General features: G+C 41.1%; 20 protein-coding genes and 1 other annotated feature. Of the genes, 1 reads left to right on the plus strand and 19 read right to left on the minus strand.

Annotated features, from left to right (window positions below; genetic code table 11):
• Positions 1-228 precede the first annotated feature (228 nt).
• From LQ226_RS05510 to LQ226_RS05525, 4 genes are all read right to left on the minus strand, one after another.
• Complete coding sequence (locus LQ226_RS05510; protein ID WP_370635441.1) at positions 229-786, minus strand: GNAT family N-acetyltransferase; 558 nt, start codon at positions 784-786, stop codon at positions 229-231.
• Between the two features lie 54 nt (positions 787-840).
• Positions 841-1,035 (minus strand): hypothetical protein, encoded by a 195-nt coding sequence (locus LQ226_RS05515; protein ID WP_231416852.1) that lies wholly within the window; start codon positions 1,033-1,035, stop codon positions 841-843.
• A gap of 18 nt (positions 1,036-1,053) precedes the next feature.
• Positions 1,054-1,599: a DUF1572 family protein gene (locus tag LQ226_RS05520; protein WP_231416853.1), complete on the minus strand. Its 546-nt coding sequence runs from the start codon at positions 1,597-1,599 to the stop codon at positions 1,054-1,056.
• Positions 1,600-1,872: 273 nt separating this feature from the next.
• Positions 1,873-2,238, minus strand: coding sequence for a VOC family protein (locus LQ226_RS05525; protein ID WP_231416854.1), 366 nt, complete (start codon positions 2,236-2,238; stop codon positions 1,873-1,875).
• 201 nt (positions 2,239-2,439) lie between these two features.
• Here LQ226_RS05525 and LQ226_RS05530 point away from each other — a divergent pair, with 201 nt between their 5' ends.
• On the plus strand, positions 2,440-4,089 hold the full coding sequence (locus tag LQ226_RS05530; RefSeq protein WP_231416855.1) for an SLC13 family permease: 1,650 nt from the start codon (positions 2,440-2,442) through the stop codon (positions 4,087-4,089).
• Between the two features lie 34 nt (positions 4,090-4,123).
• Here the strand turns inward: LQ226_RS05530 and LQ226_RS05535 are convergent, their stop codons facing one another.
• The 15 genes from LQ226_RS05535 to LQ226_RS05605 all read right to left on the minus strand — a co-directional run bounded on the left by LQ226_RS05535 (position 4,124) and on the right by LQ226_RS05605 (position 20,059).
• Positions 4,124-4,966 carry an aldo/keto reductase gene (locus LQ226_RS05535; protein WP_231416856.1) on the minus strand — a complete coding sequence of 281 codons (843 nt, stop codon included), beginning with the start codon at positions 4,964-4,966 and terminating at the stop codon, positions 4,124-4,126.
• Positions 4,967-5,072: 106 nt separating this feature from the next.
• Positions 5,073-6,932: an alpha/beta hydrolase family protein gene (locus tag LQ226_RS05540; protein ID WP_231416857.1), complete on the minus strand. Its 1,860-nt coding sequence runs from the start codon at positions 6,930-6,932 to the stop codon at positions 5,073-5,075.
• 450 nt (positions 6,933-7,382) lie between these two features.
• Positions 7,383-8,156 (minus strand): class I SAM-dependent methyltransferase, encoded by a 774-nt coding sequence (locus LQ226_RS05545; RefSeq protein ID WP_231416858.1) that lies wholly within the window; start codon positions 8,154-8,156, stop codon positions 7,383-7,385.
• Between the two features lie 48 nt (positions 8,157-8,204).
• The gene (locus LQ226_RS05550; protein WP_231416859.1) at positions 8,205-9,461 is read right to left on the minus strand and encodes an MFS transporter; all 1,257 of its coding nucleotides are present in this window, start codon (positions 9,459-9,461) and stop codon (positions 8,205-8,207) included.
• A gap of 84 nt (positions 9,462-9,545) precedes the next feature.
• Positions 9,546-10,004: an NUDIX hydrolase gene (locus LQ226_RS05555; protein ID WP_231416860.1), complete on the minus strand. Its 459-nt coding sequence runs from the start codon at positions 10,002-10,004 to the stop codon at positions 9,546-9,548.
• Positions 10,005-10,052: 48 nt separating this feature from the next.
• Positions 10,053-10,562 carry a GNAT family N-acetyltransferase gene (locus LQ226_RS05560; RefSeq protein WP_231416861.1) on the minus strand — a complete coding sequence of 170 codons (510 nt, stop codon included), beginning with the start codon at positions 10,560-10,562 and terminating at the stop codon, positions 10,053-10,055.
• Positions 10,563-10,743: 181 nt separating this feature from the next.
• Complete coding sequence (locus LQ226_RS05565; RefSeq protein ID WP_231416862.1) at positions 10,744-11,418, minus strand: hypothetical protein; 675 nt, start codon at positions 11,416-11,418, stop codon at positions 10,744-10,746.
• Entirely contained in the window at positions 11,418-12,209 is a 792-nt protein-coding gene (locus tag LQ226_RS05570) for a class I SAM-dependent methyltransferase (protein WP_231416863.1), read from the minus strand. Before LQ226_RS05570 ends, LQ226_RS05565 begins: the two co-directional genes overlap by 1 nt.
• A 201-nt stretch (positions 12,210-12,410) precedes the next feature.
• The gene (locus LQ226_RS05575; protein ID WP_231416864.1) at positions 12,411-12,797 is read right to left on the minus strand and encodes a rhodanese-like domain-containing protein; all 387 of its coding nucleotides are present in this window, start codon (positions 12,795-12,797) and stop codon (positions 12,411-12,413) included.
• The gene (locus LQ226_RS05580; protein ID WP_231416865.1) at positions 12,781-13,224 is read right to left on the minus strand and encodes a MarR family winged helix-turn-helix transcriptional regulator; all 444 of its coding nucleotides are present in this window, start codon (positions 13,222-13,224) and stop codon (positions 12,781-12,783) included. Before LQ226_RS05580 ends, LQ226_RS05575 begins: the two co-directional genes overlap by 17 nt.
• A 149-nt stretch (positions 13,225-13,373) precedes the next feature.
• Positions 13,374-15,290, minus strand: a complete 1,917-nt coding sequence (gene thrS, locus LQ226_RS05585) for a threonine--tRNA ligase (RefSeq protein WP_231416866.1) — start codon at positions 15,288-15,290, stop codon at positions 13,374-13,376.
• Between the two features lie 370 nt (positions 15,291-15,660).
• Positions 15,661-15,878: a binding site (T-box leader), on the minus strand.
• 69 nt (positions 15,879-15,947) lie between these two features.
• The gene (locus LQ226_RS05590) at positions 15,948-16,385 is read right to left on the minus strand and encodes a cell wall hydrolase (protein WP_231416867.1); all 438 of its coding nucleotides are present in this window, start codon (positions 16,383-16,385) and stop codon (positions 15,948-15,950) included.
• A gap of 195 nt (positions 16,386-16,580) precedes the next feature.
• Entirely contained in the window at positions 16,581-18,242 is a 1,662-nt protein-coding gene (locus LQ226_RS05595) for a long-chain fatty acid--CoA ligase (protein WP_231416868.1), read from the minus strand.
• Positions 18,243-18,286: 44 nt separating this feature from the next.
• Positions 18,287-19,261 (minus strand): quinone oxidoreductase family protein, encoded by a 975-nt coding sequence (locus LQ226_RS05600; protein WP_231416869.1) that lies wholly within the window; start codon positions 19,259-19,261, stop codon positions 18,287-18,289.
• Positions 19,262-19,273: 12 nt separating this feature from the next.
• Positions 19,274-20,059 carry an enoyl-CoA hydratase/isomerase family protein gene (locus LQ226_RS05605; RefSeq protein WP_231416870.1) on the minus strand — a complete coding sequence of 262 codons (786 nt, stop codon included), beginning with the start codon at positions 20,057-20,059 and terminating at the stop codon, positions 19,274-19,276.
• Positions 20,060-20,077: the final 18 nt, after the last annotated feature.

The following is a 20,077-nucleotide window of genomic DNA, read 5'->3' on the forward strand; positions in this document are numbered from 1 at the left end:
ACTCGGGAGCATCCAATTGTTGCACCACTTCTAATAGTTTACCTTGCAATCATTCAACCAGATATTAATTCACGAACATGATCAGAGCTGACCAGACGATGAAGTAAAGAACAGTCAAGTGTTTATGTAATGTATATTGATGATGGCTTTCATCCTCTTTGATTACGCGAATTAGTGAAAAGATAAACCCATAGCACACAAGAACAAAGATCACTAAGTAAATAAGGATCATATCTCGCATTCGTCCTTCTTCAGACGCCCCATTAGAACCGTATCATAAAACAATCCATCCGAAAGATATTTATCCTTCTTTAATACACCTTCTATTTCAAAGCCTTGTTGTTTATACAAATGAATAGCTTTTTCAGTGCTTGCTACAACCTGAAGGGTCATTTTTAAAATGCCATTATGATCAGCCCATCGGACAGATTCTTTCAATAATGCCTTTCCGATTCCACATCCCCAATGACGCTTTAATACCGCCACTCCGAATTCCACTTGATGCTTCTTCCTTAAAAGAGAGTGACCTTCGCATCTTGAAAAACCTACAATTTCTTCTTCGAGTTCAGCTACCAAGAACAGATTAACAGGGTTTAACTTATCCGATTGAATCAAATGCTTAAAATCCTTCTCACCCAGATGATCCTCTCCCTGAACACGATCTAGGAATTCTGTCTCTCCGTCAATTTTAAATCTTACCTCCGAAAGACTTAAAGCATCTGTCACGTTTGCCAACCGAATGTGAGAATCCCCCCCGCTTCCTTCATCCATCAGAACGTTATTCATCCTCCATTTTCCTCTCTCTGTATCAATTTTCGTGACTGAGTAGCAAAAGCAAATCTAATCTTGAATCAACATTCTGGTTAAGCGATCCGCTCTAGCGACTGTTAAAACTGTCATCATTTGACCTAGAATCATAAATAATACCCACCATTCCATATCCCTAGAGGCCAGAATCACGGCAATCACCCCTAATATGATGCTCGCCAGAAAACCAGTGTTCGTCTTCCCGTCTTTTAATACTGCCCAGTTCATTGTCTGCCTCCTTATAAGCTAACCGCCGTTTTTTCCATGAATTCTTTTCATTTCTTCAGCATATTGATCTGAACTTCCTTTGGGTATACTCAAACTCTCCCATCGCCCCCCTTTAATTTCCTTTCCCAAGTAAACGATTTGTCCCACATGATAAGCATAGTGAGCCATTTGTCGTTCAATCGCCTCAAGTACCATATGGCCTTCACTTCTAATATAGATGGTCTTTAGTAAATCTTCTTCTGTTAGGTTTCTTAAAGCATTAAATAATGTCTCCCAGCCCTTCTCCCATTGCTCGAGTATTAAATCCATCGGTAGGTCAGCCGGTTCAAATTCCTGATCACGATTCCGGAAAGATTTCTCTCCATCGCTAGTCATTACATCTGTCCACCTTGACACCATATTCCCACTAAGATGCTGAACAATGATTGCAATACTATTTCCATGCTGGCTTGTCCTTTCATAGAAATCACGTTCTGACAATTGACGAAAGGTTCCGTCACCTAATCCTTTCACACGCCGAAATCGGTCCTCTGCGATTCGTAGATATGCTTCCCCAATGGTCATGTAATTCCTCCATCCTTTGGTTTTGAATCTTTTCTATGTAACGCAAATGTAATTAACAGAAAAATACAACAAATCCATTTTAACACATATGACCAAACCTTTAGAAAAGGAGTTTTCTTGCCTCCAATATACATTAGACGATATGAAAAGGATTGCTCTTACAATCTATATGCGAAAATCGTATAACTTAGAGAATAGCTCCATCGAAACAAAAAAAGAACTTTGACCTCTTAAGTCAAAGTTGAACGTTTCATTTTAATTTATCTCCTTGGTTTACACCAAATTCCCTGAGATATTCTTATTCTTTGTCATGTCTATAATGCGAAATGGGTTCCCATCTGGGTCCTGGAAGATTGCATATCTTCCTGGTGGAATATCACATGGCTCCTTGATAAAGCTAAGCTTATGCTGATTTTCTTCATAGAACTGGTTTACATCTTCAATAACGAATACCCCACCTGAAGGAACCAAACCTTCATCATCTTCAACCATAAGCTGAACTTCTTCATTCTCCGTGAACCTTAATGCTACTGTATGATCTCCTTCCCGCCAGGCTTCCTCTAAACCAAGTACCTCTTTGTAATAGGATAGAGATTGATTCATATCTTTCGTAGGATGACATAGGAAAGCTAATTTCAATTCGAACACTCCCTTAATGTAAAATCATTCCACTCTGTGCTACTAACTTTATACGAACCAAGCGACATTGTCGAATCTAAACCTCCCTGTTTACATCTCCCCCCTAACCATCCAATGTTTGCGAATAATCAAATTTCTTAGTTTTGGAAAAACGTTGAAAGGGAATTCACTTACGAACATTATGTTTTGAGGAGAGATTCCATGATGACACAAGGATGGACATGGCTTTGGGAAAAGCATGATCAAGCAAAGGATTTGCTTCGTTTCTTCACTAAGCCGAACGAGAGCACTGCCACTGAGAGGAATCAATCGAACCAAAAAGAACAATCATCGGGCGGTGGCGGTGGAAAAAGAAGTTATAAGAAAGCTCAATTAATTGGACTTATAATAGGCCCTTTACTCTTTGCCCTAACTCTTATCTTTTTTCAACCTGAAGGGTTATCCTATGAAGGGAAAGCTGTTTTAGCCAGTACATTATGGGTGGCTATTTGGTGGATGACAGAAGCGGTCCCGATCCCTGTCACTTCCCTGATCCCTATCGTTTTATTTCCTTTAACAGGTGGTCTTGATATGGATCAAACCGCATCCTCTTATGGTGATGACACCATCTTTTTATTTATGGGAGGATTTATGATCGCCCTTGCTATGGAGAAGTGGAACTTACATAAACGCATAGCACTGACGATTATCTTAGCCATTGGAACAAATACAAGACGCATCATACTCGGGTTTATGGTAGCAACTGGATTCTTATCGATGTGGATTTCTAATACAGCGACAGCGATGATGATGGTTCCAATTGGTCTTGCTATTATTTATCAAGTTTCTGAACAACTGAAAGACGACGACTCGATCGATACCTCAAAGGAAAACTTTGAATTCGGGAAAGCTCTCATGCTTGGAATAGCCTATTCGGCCTCAATTGGAGGGATTTCCACACTCATTGGCACACCACCAAATACAGCTTTTGCAGGGGCAATTAGCAACTTATATGGAATAGAAATTTCCTTTGCCCGTTGGATGTTGTTTGGCGTACCCATTGCATGGATCTTTATCTTTATCGCTTGGTTCTACCTGGTGAAAGTAGCTTATCCTCCTAAAATCAGTCAACTACCTGGTGGACGTGAAGTAATCAAGAACGAGAAAGACGACCTTGGAAACGCTTCTTTCGAGGAGAAAATAATTTTAATTATCTTCACCCTTGCAGCTTTCTCTTGGGTCACTCGCTCATTCCTACTTCAACCCTATGTCAATGAGAATATCGGAGACGCCATGATCGCTTTAACGGCCTCCTTTATCCTATTTGTGATTCCTTCAAGAACGACAAAAGGGGATCGACTTCTTGACTGGGACACAGCTGTAAAATTACCATGGGGAATCCTTTTGCTGTTTGGTGGAGGACTTGCCATCGCAACAGGATTTACGGAGTCAGGCTTATCAGAATGGATCGGTAATCGACTCACCGTGTTACAAGGCATCCATATTTTCGTCGTCCTGCTGGTCGTTTCCGCCATGGTTATATTCCTAACAGAAATTACGTCTAACACAGCTACTGCCAATATGATGTATCCGATTATGGCTTCTCTTTCTGTGGCACTCGGAGTGCACCCTTATGCAGTTATGATTGCAGCAGGTGTTGCTTCTTCATCAGCCTTTATGCTTCCTGTAGCGACCCCACCGAATGCGGTTGTATTTGGGTCTAATTATTTAAGGATTCCAGATATGGCTAAGGCAGGATTCGCCCTTAATTTAACAGGCATTGTACTTGTAACCCTTGCTGTTTACTTCTGGCTACCTATTGCTTGGGGGATCGATCTGACAGAAATACCCGAAATGTTAAAAAAAGAATAAACAAAAAGGACAGGGAGCCCCTGTCCTTTTTTTGTTAATATTCCTCATAAGTCGCTGGATCTTGATCGTTTAATCGCCCATGGTCTTGATGAAGCGCATTGATCTTGTCTACTTCAGTTTCATGTAATGTAAAGTCAAAGATAGAGATATTCTCAAGCTGGCGCTTATAAGAAGATGATTTCGGAATTGGAATTGAACCGATCTGATAGTGCCAACGTAAAATGACCTGTGACACACTTTTATTATAGGCAGATGCAATCTGCTGCAATTCCTCATCCTGCAGCACTTCACTCGCTCTTGCTAACGGACTCCAAGACTGAGTTTGAATTCCTTTTTCATGATCGTACGTACGCTGAGTCTCTTGATTGAAAAACGGATGAAGCTCTACTTGGTTAATACTTGGCTTTACGCCTGTTTCATTCTCTAGTCTGTCTAAATGTTCAGGAAGGAAGTTACAAACACCAATTGATCGGATTAATCCCCATTTTTGCGCATCCAATAACGCCCTCCAAGCCTCCACATACTCATCTTGACTCGGATTCGGCCAATGAATTAAGTATAAGTCGTAATACTCCAGCCCGGCCCGATATAATGATTCCTGAATGGCTGTAACAGCTTGATCATAATTATGATAGCGTCCTGGTAACTTAGAGGTCACAATCAGGTCTTCCCTTGGAACAGAACTACGGCGAATCGCTTCTCCTACTGTCCCTTCATTTTCGTAATTATAAGCAGTATCAATAAGCCGGTATCCTGTTTCGATGGCGCTTTGAATCGCACGAACACCTGTATTTCCATTCAATTTATACGTACCAAATCCAATAGCTGGCACTTTTAGCCCATCATTTAGTGTAATCATTGGTATAGATCTATCCATAATTTCCACTCCTTTCTAATCTATGTACCTAATTCCACTAACGATATTAATAAAACTAAAAAAGGCGCACCAAAGGTCAATCCCTCTGGTACGCGTTTGATAACACTTATAATTGAGTCAATGTGTTGGAAACCATCATAACCGTGACGATTATTGCGTAAATAATCCCTCCAAGATAAGGGTTTTTGGTCACCCTGTATAGTTTGCGTGTGATGATTGCAGCCAACGGGATGACGACAATAATTGGGAACAACCAGATCCCCGCGATGTTTGAGATGTTCGTAAAGAATACGTCACCTTCTATAAAGAAATGAGTGTACTGAATGGCTACTATAACAATCGCACTCAATCCGTTGAAAAGCGCCATCAAAGCTGTGTTGATCCACTCTTTCTTCCCGGTTGCTACGTAGTTAAAGCAGTTAACTGAAATTGAATTAGCCACATAGAAAAGCAAGAAGAATGGCAAGTACTTTAGTGCTATTAATAATTTATCTGGCGTAAAAGCCTTAATGGTAAGAACCCAAATCCGAAAATCCGTTGTAAAGAAGTAATCCGCTACAAAGACTAATCCAAAAGCACTTACCGTTACTAGAAGAGCAAGTAGGATTGTCTTCCACAAGCTTCTTAAGCTGATCCAAACTCCTGTCGCCCGAAGATCAAGGCCTTCTTTCTTAGAGAAAAACATATAAGATAGGAACAATATTACAATCGTGACCACGCCCATTACAGCTGACCAAACGCCAATATAGTAAACAGGAGCTTGGGGGAAAAAGTCCGGACGATTTGTTGCGCTCCAGGTAAACAATGCTAAGTAAGACCATCCAGATACAATAGCACTGACAAGGAGTCCACCCCAGAACCATGCTTTACCTACCCCTCTTGGCGCTGCGCTAGCTACAGCTGACTCCGTTGCCTTCAAGGATGAAAACGTACTTGTATTCAGCAGAACTTTTGTAAAGCTTACAACAAATATGAAGAAAGCGACTAATCCGAGGAAGTTAAAGAGTACTTTCCACTGCCAAATCTGATTTGATGAATCAATTGATTCAGGGGCCCCAATCGATTCGTCAAAATAGTCTAGTAGACTTGTTACGACACTACTTGAGAAATGATTCCAAGGATGGATTTGATTCGGATTATAAATAACCCTCATCGCTTCTTCTCCGTTTACGCCCTCCTTATAAATTTTATAGCTCTCCCGGTCCTCCTTAATCTCGCTTGGGTCCACCCCAAAGTGAAGGAAAGACTGAGCATAATCTGTATCGATGTAATCTCTTGGCGGAGTAACTGTTCCGTTTTCTGTTAAGCTACGGAAAAAGAATTCATCATATTTTGCAGCAACGATTCCAACATCTCGGGTCCCATACATATTTGCATATTCTTGATCACCATTACGCATGGACCAATAAAGAGGTTCCCCAGGATCATTTGTATACATGGCATCGTTCGCAACAAGAAGGACAGATGAAATTAAACGCTCTTCCTCAGGCTTTTTATTGTCCTCAAGAACAGACCAGTTCGCAGCTCTTGCGCCATTTGAGTGGCCTGTCACCCCAATCCTCTCATGGTCTACATAAGGAAGATCAGCCAATAATTCTACGGCATCATACATTCCTGTACCTCGTTTTTGCCATTCTGAAGGCTCAACAGGATCCGAGTTGCCATGCCCATACATATCAATAGAAATCACAACATAGCCACGTCTCGCAAGTTCCACATTGTTCAAGTCTTGCATTTCACGATTATTGTACCAGCCGTGACTTGTTACAATTCCAGGCGCTTTGTCCTCTTCAGACACACCTTTAGGTTTAAATAAAAGAGCACTCAATAAATGTCCGGATGGGGTTTCAAAGCGTAAATCTTTTACTTCAACATCGTTTCCAGATGTCTGTACAAAATAAGCCCCTACCATACTAACGAAAGCTAATACTAATGAAAGAATCAGATACTTGGACGCACTTCTCATAATGTCTTTCCCCCTTTCAATGGTACATGTATATGTTTGTCATCGCTTACAAAACACTTATTTCATGACTTCGCTAAAATATTTATTAATGCAGCGGTAAACCATCTAACCATTTAGGTTTAGGTTTAAAAGCGTTTATCCCAACAGAAAAAGAATTATAATACTGGTCGTTTTAAAAATGTAAAATATTTCAATACAGAACTACATCTATAGAATCTGCTTATTAACCCTCAACAAAATCCGAAAAAAAGATGCCCCTCAGAAGACATAATCTCCGAGAGACATCTTATGTTTCATATTTGACACAGATCTCCAAACGCCCATCTCTGCTCTTTTGAACCGTTTACGCGTCTGCTGCTAATGTATATCTTGATCCGTCTTCTACTTTTTTGTCCCACGCTTTCTGGTTATGCTCTGATAGATTCATAGCCTCGTTCCCTCTCTAGTATCTTACTTTTGACACACATAAATCATCTCATGACTAGTAGCAGTTAGAGGATCTTCTTCCCAATTCCCGTACGTATGAAGGATAGTAAGTCCATGACGCTCAAGCAGTCTCTTCATTTCTCTTGGAAAGACAAATCGTAGTGTTATGTGAGCATGATCTTCCTTCACAATCTTACCCTGTTGATTTCTATATTTCCTCTTGGTGGTGTTGTATTGGACCTGCTCTAATGCGTCATACCTGCTCAAGTGATACACATCAACCATCTGCCCACTTGCTTCATTTTCGTATGAATACTCAAATTCCTCTTCTGGTTCATTCAATAGCTCGTAGGCATTTGGGAAACGGGTTCCAAAGATAAACACACCACCTTCATTTAGATGACGGCGAACGGAGTCTAGCAATCCATCCTGAGCACCATTTGTGAGAAAGTGCTGAAAAGAATTTCCCACTGTAAAGATAAAGTCCACTTTGATAGAAAGGTTTAATTTTGAACAATCTCCAAGAATCCAGGTAATTTTATCTTCTGAAGTGGTCTTTTGTTTTGCTACATCCAGCATACCCTGATGCACATCTACTCCAGTGATAGGATAGCCCTCACGCGCCAAAGGAATCGTAGCACGCCCAGTTCCACATGCCAGGTCCATCACAGGCCCCCCTTGCCTCTTTGCCCATTTCATAAGAAGCGGGAGATCTCGTTGATAATTGCTATGTTCCTTATCATAAAGAGTGGGGTTATCGTACTCATCGAAATTATATAGTTGATCAAGATCTTCCATAGATTCCTCCTTATATATGAAATACAATATCTAGCCCAAGAGAATTCACTACATTTGTAGTGGCTCCACTTTATCCACTCTGGTGCTATGACTTGTTAAAAACAGTAATAGAACAGAAGGAACGATTAAAACAGAAGCTCCTGTCCATAAAGCAATATATGAGTTGACCGCTTCAGGAATCGCTCCTGACAAAAACGTTCCAAGTATACCGGATATGCCTCCCATTACATAGGTTGAACTTTTTACTCTAGAAAGCATATGATCTGGAGTAATACCCTGATGAATAGAAGCTTGTATAACAAATGCCATCGACAAGGCCCCGTCAAATAAAAACATACCAAAACAAGCTACATAAAAGTTTGTACCCATCCCAATGAGGAGCGTTCCCATACCAGAAACGATAAGCATGATACTAAGAAGAGGGATCCAGCTGAGCTTTTTCACCCACCTTAACAACACCACTCCTGCTATGTTCCCTACTCCGGCACAAGAAAGTAACAGGCCAATACGGTCAGGCTCCAAATCCATGGCTGTTTTACCGTGAATCACGACCGTTAACACGACAAATGTCGTAGAAAAACTAAGCAGACAGATAACAATCGTGCAGACAACTTGCGAAGTGTTGGTAAAAAGAATAGTAAACCCCTCAACCGCTTGCTGCCAGAACTTTTTAAGCTTCTCTTTATTCCCCACTTTGTTGGTGTGGTTATCTATAGTTTCACCCGTTACCTGCACGCTCAGAATGAAGAGCATTGAAATTAGCATAAGCCCTCCACACACTAAAATAGTAGCCGCTGATCCAAATTGAGCTAAGAAGAATCCTGCCACAATCGGTCCTATTAAAGTCGAAATCGCATCAGCTGCTTCTAAACTTGTATGAGCATTAACAAGATTTTCTCTCCCCGACACTTTCGGAATAAGTGAATTAAACGCGGTTCTACTTAATAACCCTACAATACCTAAAAGAAATAACACGACAGCAATCAGTAAACTCGTAAACTCTCCTTGAAATAATAAAAAAGATAAGATAAGGAGTAGAACAGAGCTTATAGCTTTCGAGTAGATCATGACGTTTCTTTTATCTTTACTTTCAATCCATGTTCCAGCTGGAATGGCGAATAGGAGTCCACCCGCTTGTTGAGAGAGCGCAACAAGGGCTGTGATAAGCGGTGAGGCGGTTAACGTTAACACAATAATGGGAATGACAAGTTCTCTAAATCTTTGTCCAAGAACAGAACTTAAATTAGAGGACCACATCTTTAAGAAATTCTTATTTATAGTATAGTAATGAAGCAAGATGATCACCTTCCACTTTTTATTTATATAAAAGGTAGCATCTCTTGTTTACATGTCATGATCCTCCTGACCTTCTCAATATAGATTCGATAATTACACTTCTTCGAGTTTTTCTTTAGCTGCCCTTATAACCGGGATATCTGGTGGATTCAGCTCAGATGGAAGGCTGGTGAACGGAAAGAACTGCAAGTCATCTACTTCCTCTTCTTGTTTTTGTAACGTTCCGCTATACTCAAAACATATATAAGCAGCAGTCACGTTATAAACTTCATCCCCGTGAGGCAGTTTGTAATAGAAATCTTCGCCTGAGAACACGTTAAGTAATGTCCACTTTAAGGCATGTAACCCCGTTTCTTCTTTTAATTCTCTAAAAGCCACTTCTTCTAAAGTCTCACCTAGTTCCATGGAGCCTCCTGGCAGTCCCCAACACTTATTGTCTTTCCTTAACTGCAACAATAGCTGACCTTCCTTATTCAATAACAACACACATGAACCCGGCATTAGAAGAGGTCTTGTCCCTACCGTTTTCCTCAATTCTTTTATGTATCCCACTCACGATTTCCCCCATTTCTTTCAACCATCCTTATATAAATGGACTCTTCAGTGAAGATCTCCAATCTCCTTCCATCCATAAACCAATTCTTCGAGAGCTTCGCTCCCCACTTTGATAGGCACTGAAGCGATCTCCACAGCTCCAAGTGATTCGTAAAAGCGGCAGGCAGGATTTTCTCTTAACACGAGCACCACCATAGAAGAGATTCCTTCTTTTAAGAGATCCTCCACCACTGGACGAACCAACTTTCTACCAAGCCCTTTGTTTTGGTGCTCATCTCGTATATAGATCGCATATAATTCCCCTTCATACCCTTCATACTTTCCACTTCTCTCCTTCCCACCATTTGAGAACCCCACTATTTCTCCTTCTGCAGTTTCTGCAACATATATGGATTGAGTTTCGATAATTCCTTTCCATTGTTTTTCACGACTATCATAAGTCATCTTTTCTAGAACCTGATCAGGTACAACACCTTTATAAGTAGTTTTCCACGTATCCACCTGCACTTTTGCAACGTTTCTCCCATCTCCCATTTTTGCCTTGCGAATTCTCATCCAACCCCTCCTAAACTGATGCCTTCATTCATCCTTTCTTATTGTTGAAAAGTTACTAAAATAACAAAAACAAACTTCAAGGAAGTTTACAATAAATGACATAGTACACATTATTCCAAATTAATTAGCTGAATTCAATAAAAATTCGCAAAAAGGCGCACCCTCAACTGGGTACGCCTTTTTATTTAACTTCTAATTCATGTTGGTCATTAACCATAATCCGTTCACCCGTTTTCAGCAAAATTTCTAAAGGATGAATTTCTGCTTCTTTATTTGAAAAGATCCACCGCCTGCCTGGTTCAATTAGCAAGAGAGAATTCCCATCTTCTCTATTTCCCATAAAGTTGAGGGATGAGCCACTAATAGCTTCCTGATCTCGTTCATGTATTCCAATACTCTTCAACTTTTCCCCTGCCCATAGCGCATCTTGAACCGTTAGGCTTATTTCGCTAATGTTTAATAGGTTTTTTGCTGAGAATGGTTCCTCCCTGTCTTCTGATATGGAATGTCTAGCAATGAATTCAACAATATTTCCAGCCGGATCATAGAAATAGAGGGAATGAGCAGGAAGATTTGAGAAATCTGCTTCATCTTCTCCTTCTTCTGTGTTCAATTGAACTCTCGACTGAACCCACTGCTTCGCGTCATTAAATTGATTAGAAGGAACGTTAAAAGCAAAGTGATAGTAAGGGGCACCTGCTACATTCTTTGAAGTAAACACTAATACGCTCTCCCCGACACGAACTTCAAAGCAATGGCCACCTTCGTTTATAACTTCCATCTCTAATACATCCTTATAAAAGCGTTTCATACCTTGGAGCGCTTTTGTTTTTAAAACAACTTTATTTATTTCCACTATGCCCCCTCCCCCTTTTTTATTGCCCACCAGATTGTCCAGCGGTCTTGATCTACTATATAGGCTTCTTTGTCTATCCTTTTGTCTATATAGGAAATATACTGCTCAATTTCCTCGTCACTTAGTTCATACAAGATGGAACGACCCTTTCTTAATCGAACTTCACCGTAGAATTCTTCTTTCGTTTCATAGCGTTTTCTTTGCTCCCACAATGTTGTTTCTTGTATTGAGTGAAATCCAGCACGCATTAAAGCTTTCTTTACAAACTCACTTTCATAACGTCTGTTTTCTTCAATGGATTTAAGTCGAGGAAACAGCGTAAATAAAAATCCTCGCAAATGATGTTGATTCCCTTGTAAGAAGCAGTCATCGAGCGTACGGTCCTGAACGACAAACAAACCCTCATCTTTAAGAATTCGATTGGCTTCATGGAATGCCGGGACTAAGTTTTCTAAATGGTGAATCAGCGCTCTCTCTATGACAAGGTCAAACGAATTTGTATTTTCTCCGGTCTCTGTCGCCTTTCCCTGAACAAATTGTAAAGCCTGCTCGTTATAGTTTCCCTTTTCTGAAGCGCCTTTGATCATTGAATGTGAATAGTCTATTCCCGTCACGCTACCCACACCTAACTTTAGTAAGGCTTCTGAATAAATCCCTCCACCACAGCCGATATCAGCAGCTTTATCAACAACTCTTCCGTCAATAATGCCCTCCATTTGTTGTAACCATTGATCGTGAGCATTTCTGTCAGTATACGTATACATGTTGCTTTCATCGTGAAAGTCGATCATGACATGCCTCCCTTTCTGCTTTAATTATATCGGAGCTGTTGTAGTAAGAATAATACAACTATTCTATAGTAAGAGATAACAATTGCTTATCACTTGATTAGATCTATGTATAAAACATAAACAAAAGCAACACTTATTCTTAAAGAATAAGCGTTGCTTTTTCAGCTACCTGCTTGGACTTATATATTTAGAAAATTAGTTCTAACAATAACAGTTCATTCCACCATTACCTTCTTCTTTTTGAACAGAGAAGCCAATCTTCTTCCAGGCAGCTATACCCCCATATAATTCCTTCGCATCATACCCCTTATGCAATAACGGGATTGCTGCTTTAGCAGCCAGGGTACACCACGTATCCCAACAATAGAGGACAATCGTTTTGTCCTTCGGGAACTCATTTATTCTTTCCTCTAATTGATTAAGCGGGATCTCCCATGACCCTGGGATACGCTCTTCTTGAGCTTTCGCACCGATTCGAACATCGACAAGAATTACGCTTTCAGGCGTTTCGTTCACTAGCGATTGATACCCCATAGGACTAATGGTTGCATCTAACTTGGCCTTAAAGTAATCAATTCTTTCCATCATGCTCCCCCTCTTGAATAGAATTCCAAACCTTTTTCAAAATGGATTTAAGATGACCTTTTTCATCTTGATCTAACACCGATAAAACAGAATTTTCTGTTTTATTCAATTGTTTTCTTCCCTTTTTTAGCGCGGATACTCCATACTCCGTAACCGTTAATCCAAAAGAACGTCGATCATTTGGATTTCTCACTCTTTTAATCAAATCAATCTTTTCTAAATGATCTACATGAGCTACCATCGTCGTTCGATCAATGAATAGCGCTTCGGAAACTTGGATTTGAGATGCATTCGGATACTGTTCAATGTGTTGTAATACCCCAAACTGCGGGGCGGTTATATGTAATTTTCTTAAGTACTCCGTAAATAACGCTTCCATTTCCTCTTCTACTTTAGCCAGTAAAAAACCATAAGAATCTTGTATCTGCAACGTGTTCCCTCCTAAATAATCAGTTTATTATATTATCAGTTTAGCTGATTAAATTATATTTTCAACCTTTTTAAGGAAAATAATACTAAAATCACTTACAGAAAATAGACGGATGCAGAAACACAACCGCCTAAATCATTTATTCTAATTTATAACACTCTTTCAGATATCCTATCCAGCAGATCTGATTCAAATTCCTCAAGTGACTTCTTATAAGTCCCTTCTTGACCATATTGCCTCACCTGAACCGCTCCATGCTGTTCTTCATCATCACCTACCACGAGTAGATATGGAATTTTTTTCATCTGAACGTCACGAACTTTATATCCTAGTTTCTCTTCCCGAAAATCGGTTTCCGCCCGAACCCCATTATGTTTTAAACGGTCTCTCAGCTCCTCCGCATACTGCCCGTGAACCTGGTTCGATACTGGAATTACCTTTACTTGAACAGGTGCAAGCCAGTCTGGGAAAGCTCCTCCAAAGTGTTCAATCAAAATGCCTAAGAATCTGTCTATCGAACCAAATACCGCCCTATGGAGAACCACAGGTCGTGTCTTCTGCCCGTCCTTATCTACATAAGAAAGGTCAAATTTCTCAGGCATTTGGAAATCAAGCTGGACTGTAGCGCATTGATGACTTCTGTTTAGAGCATCTTTAATATGAACATCAATCTTCGGTCCGTAAAAAGCACCGTCCCCTTCATTCACAGTGTAGTTATATCCAAGTGACTGAAGGACTGTCTCTAATGCATTTTCGGCCTGATTCCATAGACTATCGTCTCCCATTGAATCTTCTGGTCTTGTTGAAAGCTCAATCGAATAATCGAAACCAAATGTCTGATACACATAATCAATTAAATTTAAACAGGAACGAATTTCATCTTCAATTTGTTCCGGTGTTACGAAGATATGAGCGTCATCCTGACAAAATGTTCTCACCCGAAGCATCCCATTTAGCGCTCCGCTAAATTCATGGCGGTGGACCTGACCAAATTCCGCCATTCGAATCGGAAGATCCCTGTATGAATGAAGCTGATCCTTGTAGATCAACATATGCCCCGGACAGTTCATCGGCTTTAGAGCAAAGCGCTGATCATCTACTTCTGAGAAATACATATTCTCTTTATAATGGTCCCAGTGACCCGATTGTTCCCAAAGCCGCTGATTCATCATCATTGGAGTTCTGACTTCTTCATAATCAAATGAATGCTGCAAGTCTCTGAGGAATCTTTCTAATTCATTCCTTATTGTTTGACCCTTCCGTAAGTAAAACGGCATGCCCGGAGCTTCTTCAGAGAACATAAATAAATCAAGCTCTTTTCCTAACTTACGGTGGTTCCGCTTCTCTGCTTCTTCTAAGAAATTTTCGTACGCTTGTTTATCTTCTGCAGAAGCAAAAGCAATTCCATACACACGCTGCATCACATCCTGGCTGCTGTCACCTCTCCAATATGCTCCCGCTACACTCGTAAGAGAAAAGGATTTGATCCACTTTGTAGACGGAACATGTGGACCTCTGCAAAGGTCGACAAATTCCCCTTGTCGATAAACAGTTACAGGTTCGTGACTTGGAATAGCTTGTAGTAGCTCCATCTTATAAGGATCATGGAAGAAGAGACGTTCCGCCTCTTCTCGTGATAAAGCTTCTCTCTTTATTTCCAAGTTTTCACTTATGATCTTCTTCATTTCTTTTTCAATTTTTAGAAGATCTTCTTTCTGTATGGAATGGTCTACTTTTATGTCATAGTAGAACCCATTTTCAATAACCGGTCCTACTCCAAACCTAGCCTCCCCATAAATTCGTTTAACGGCTTGTGCTAATACATGTGCACTTGTGTGGCGCATTAACTCTAATCCATCATTAGAATCTAAAGAGACTAACGAAATGCGTGCATCTTCTTCAATAGGACGCTTGAAATCATACAATTCCCCATTTACTCGTCCTCCAACTGATCTCTTTTTCAAGCTTTGGCTAATAGAGACAGCAATATCTTCTAACGTACTTCCTTTTGGGTACTCTTTTTCCTTTCCATCTGGAAAAATCATATAGATCATACTTTCGTTCATCTTTATTCACTCCTCAATAAAAATTAAAAAAACGCGCAACATCCCTATGAAAAGGGACGAGCGCGTATACTCGTGGTTCCACCCCACTTCCCGGTAAACAAACCGGCTTCGTGACCGCTGTATCGTAGCATCTACGGCGCAAGCTTACTAAAAGTTCAGCCACGCAAGCTCCCAGGGGGTAAGACGATTCACCTGCATTAGGAAGATCTCAGCACCCCTCCCTCTCTGTAAATCGGTCATAATCGCTCATGTCCTGTTCAACGCTAAATAACTATGAAAAAAATCTTCATTGTAAGTTAGATCCACTGCTCTCCAAACACTCATTAACCGATCCTGCCAAAACGAATAACAAAAAACACACCCATCCCTAAATAGGGACGAGTGTGTTGCTCGTGGTTCCACCCAAGTTCTCATTACATCTGTAATGACTCAAAAAACGCTGTATCGTAGCGGCTACGGTATAGATTACATACAAGTTCACCTATACAGCTCGAAGGGGGTAAGACACTCTGCTGCGTTAGGAAGTCTCAGCACCCTTCCCTCTCTTAAAACCGTTCAGAATCCTCATGTCCTTTTCATAGCTTTTGTTATTTTTTACTACTATATTCCAAAATTAGTTTATCGTCAATCTTTTTTCAATAAATCTATTCAACTTTTTTATCGATATACGCTCGCACATGTGTTAGCTTGCGGTTCATAATAACAATGTTCTTTATACTGACCTGCAAACGGTTGACCATACCATGTAGGTGGACAAGAACCTGAAGGGTTGAAATACCAAAGTGAATACTTAGCCGGAAATTGTCTCCAGAATTTTAGATTCTTTTCAGCCAATCGCTTCTCTGTAGACCTGGCCCTATTATAAAAAAGGTTTCCTTTTTGGACCGCTTCAAACGAGTAGTTCCCTCCTTGAACTTGGTAAATAACATCAGAGATCGTCCTCAAATCTTTAAAGTCCAAACAATTGGCTGCCGCCCGATTTACAATCACATTCCCCACATAAAGCATTCCCTGCTTGCCTTCACCCACCGCTTCCGCTCTCATCATCCTAGCCATTAGGGCAATATCTGAATCTGTATATTTTACTCTCGGCATACTTTCACCTCACATTTTGTGTATAAAGAATCTCCTGGTGTTAGAGTGAATGGAAAGATCCATAGTTTATAAGTATGTAGGAGTGGCTTATCCTATTATCCCTTTTCTGTTACCGTCCCCATGGAACCTCCCTCCCAACAAAAAAAGGGCAAAGTCTGTTAGACTTTGCCCCTCGTCACCCTTATTCTTACAAATTTAAACGCGACTCTTCTCTTCTTCTTGCAGTTGTCTCCAAAGAATTTTACCTGAGCTCGTTGTCGGAAGAGAGTCTCTGAATTCTATCAACCTCGGATATTTATAAGCAGCCATGTGTTCTTTTGACCACTCAATAATTTCATCCTCTGTAACCTGCCCCACCGCATCTTCATTTAAGATCACGAAAGCTTTCACGGTTTCTCCACGACGGGGATCAGGCACCCCTACGACACAGGCCTGCTGAATAGCGGGGTGGTTATAAAGTAGGGATTCCACCTCTGTGGGCCATACCTTATATCCTGAAGCATTTATCATGCGTTTAACACGGTCCACAATAAAGAAATACCCCTCTTCATCGACACGTCCAATATCCCCGGTCCTGAAGAACGTCTTACCTTCCAGTTCAAGGAAAGCTCCTTCATTGTCCGCTTCATTATAGTATCCAACGAAAACTTGAGGACCGTTTACGACGATTTCTCCTGTCTCATTGACTCCTAATTCTTGTTGGGTGGCAGGATCAATAATGCGCGCATCAACATCAAAGGATGGCACACCAAGGCACTGAAGCTTCGGACGATCAGGTGGATTAAAGTGCGTATGTGAAATAGTCTCAGACAATCCATATCCTTCTATAAACTTAAGACCTGTCATTTCGTATAGCTTATTCCCAACAGCTTCCGGTAGAGCTGCTCCTCCACCTGCTAATACTTGAAGGGTAGAGATGTTGTATGAAGAAAGGTTCGGATTTGAAAGGAAATCAATCAGCATGGTACTGATCATTACCCAGTGAGTGACTTGCTTTTCCTCGATCATTCTCGCTGCCATCTCACGGTCCCAACGAGTCAAGATCACCATCGTACAACCACCATAAACAGGTGCATGAAGACTGTGAAGCATACCCGTCACATGGAAAAGTGGCAACGTCGTTAAATGGACACTATCCATTGTTATGCTTACCCAGTTATACGCAGAAACCGCATTTGCTTGTACCGTCGAATTGGTATGCATGCATCCTTTCGGTTTTCCTGTGGTTCCGGATGTATAAGGCATCACACATAAATCATCAGGTCCTGCCTCGGCCGGCTTAGGTTCAAACCCGGCTGCTAAAGCATCTTTCCAGTAATACGTGCCCGCATGGTGGAATGACTGTGGCGGGGTGAGTACTTCTGGCGGTAGCCCATCCATCGGTTGAGCAGGCAGATAATCATGATAAGAGGCCACAACAATGGATTCAAGCGTTGTTGATTTCATAAGGGGCTGCACCCGTTCATACAGCTCCTGTCCAACGATTGCGTGTTTGATTTCACTATCTTGTATAAAAAAGGCTAATTCCTCTGACGTAAGCATGGGGTTAATTGGAACGACTAAGGCATCAGCGCGATTAATGCCGTAAAAGCTTACCGCGTATTGAGGAGAGTTTTGCATAAAGATTAAAACTGGCTCTCCTTTTTCAACGTTAAGCTTATGCTGAAGATACCCTGCAAGAGCTTTTGCTTCGTCCTTAAAAGTTCGATAAGAGATCTCGCTTCCATAATAAGATATGGCAGGATGTTCAGGAAAACGAGCAGCCGCTACCTCTAAGTTATGGTAAAGCGTCGTTTGTGGTACAGACAGACTTTTCGTTACACGATTCGGATAATAGTCATAATGATTCGTTAACATTTCGTCATTCCCCTTTCCACTTTAAACAAATTCATTACTTTCCTTTATGGAACAAGTACCAATTTCCCTTTTGTCTTACGGCTCTGAAGTAGTTCATGTACATTGGCTGCCTCAGCTAACGGGTAAACACCACCAATGGTAAGCTTCAATTCATCTCTCTCAACAAGCCCAAGGAGCTCTTGTAAGCTTGAACTGAATAGTTTAGGCTTTTTCATAATTTGCGGTAAGAAAAAGCCAATTACAGATAGGTTACGATTCATTAAACCAGACGGGTACATTTGTGCTGGATTTCCACTCGCAACTCCGTAGACTACCACTCGTCCAAATGAGCGCATACATTTCACTGTTTCATGAAAAATTTCGCCTCCAGCCATTTCTAACGCAACGTCAACTCCTTTGCCTCCATTTGCTTCTATTACTTGCTCACGCCAATTCTCTTCTGTGTAGTTGATCGCAGCATCTGCCCCTAATGATTTGGCAAACTCTAACTTTTCTTTGGTACTAGCTGTTGCAATGACTTTGCCGGCTCCGAACGTCTTCGCTAATTGCACCGCAAGGGAACCAACTCCTCCAGCTGCAGCATGAACAAGTACCGTTTCTCCTTCTTCGAGTTGGCCCATAGTCTTTAGAATATGGTAAGCGGTGAGCCCTTGAAGAGGGAGAGCCACAGCTGTTTCAGGTGATACGCCATTCGGAATAGGAATTAAAGTCTGAGCGTTTGCTACCGCAAATTCAGCATAGCCTCCTTTTTCAATAAGCGTCACAACACGGTCTCCTTTAGTCACATTCTGTACACCCTCACCAACTTCTTCCACAACTCCAGCTACTTCAGCTCCAGGAATAAAAGGGAGAGGGGTAGGCACAACATAGGCGCCCTCACGACGAGCTGTATCTGCGTAGTTTACGCCGATCACCTCTACTTTAAGAAGAACTTCTCCTTCAGCAGGACTAGGATTCTTGAAGTCTTTCATTTCTAAAACCTCAGGTCCCCCATAATACTCAAATTGAACAGCTTTCATAGATCTTCCTCCTTATTTGCCTGTAAACGCAGGCTTTCGTTTCTCTACAAATGCTTGAACGCCTTCTTGGTGATCCTCAGTCGACACCATGACAGTTTGTGTAATACGCTCTTGCTCGAGTATGGAAGCCAGGTCACTTGTTTCAGATTGGTTCACAAGCTTTTTCATCATACTAATGGCACGTCCTGGCCCCATGGCGAGTTTTGCAACATATTCTTTTGCTGATGCTTCAAGCACACTTTCTTCGTATACGCGATTCACGAGTCCAAGGTCACTAGCCTGATCGGCTGATATGGGTTCTGCTTGGAACAAAAGCTCTTTCGCCTTATAAGGCCCTAGCTTTTTGGTGAGAAAGTAGCTGCCTCCCCCATCTGAAACTAATCCTACTTGGGCAAAACTTAAAACAAACTTACTATCTTTGGCTGCTAGAATTTGATCACTCGCTAATACTAGATTCCATCCTGCCCCTGCTGCGAATCCATGAACGATGGACACAATGGGCTTTGAACATTCCTTCATCGCTAAAATGAGTTCATTTAAATACCCTAAATGGTCATATACATCTGTTGCTGTGGCGTGCCCCATTTCTTTTACATCTCCACCAGCAGAGAAAGAGCGGCCTGCACCAGAAATCGTAATCGCCTTAATTGCATCTGAACGATCGGCTTCTTTGATAGCTTGGGTAAGCCCAAGGATCATTTCTTCACTAAAGGCATTTAAACGATCTGGACGATTCAACACACAGGATAAAACTGGACCGTTTTGTTCAATCAATAAATGGTCGTTTCCTTCAAACACTCTAATTCCTCCTTTATA

It is taken from the genome of Pontibacillus sp. HN14 (genome assembly GCF_021129245.1).
In the GTDB taxonomy this organism is placed as follows: domain Bacteria; phylum Bacillota; class Bacilli; order Bacillales; family BH030062; genus Pontibacillus.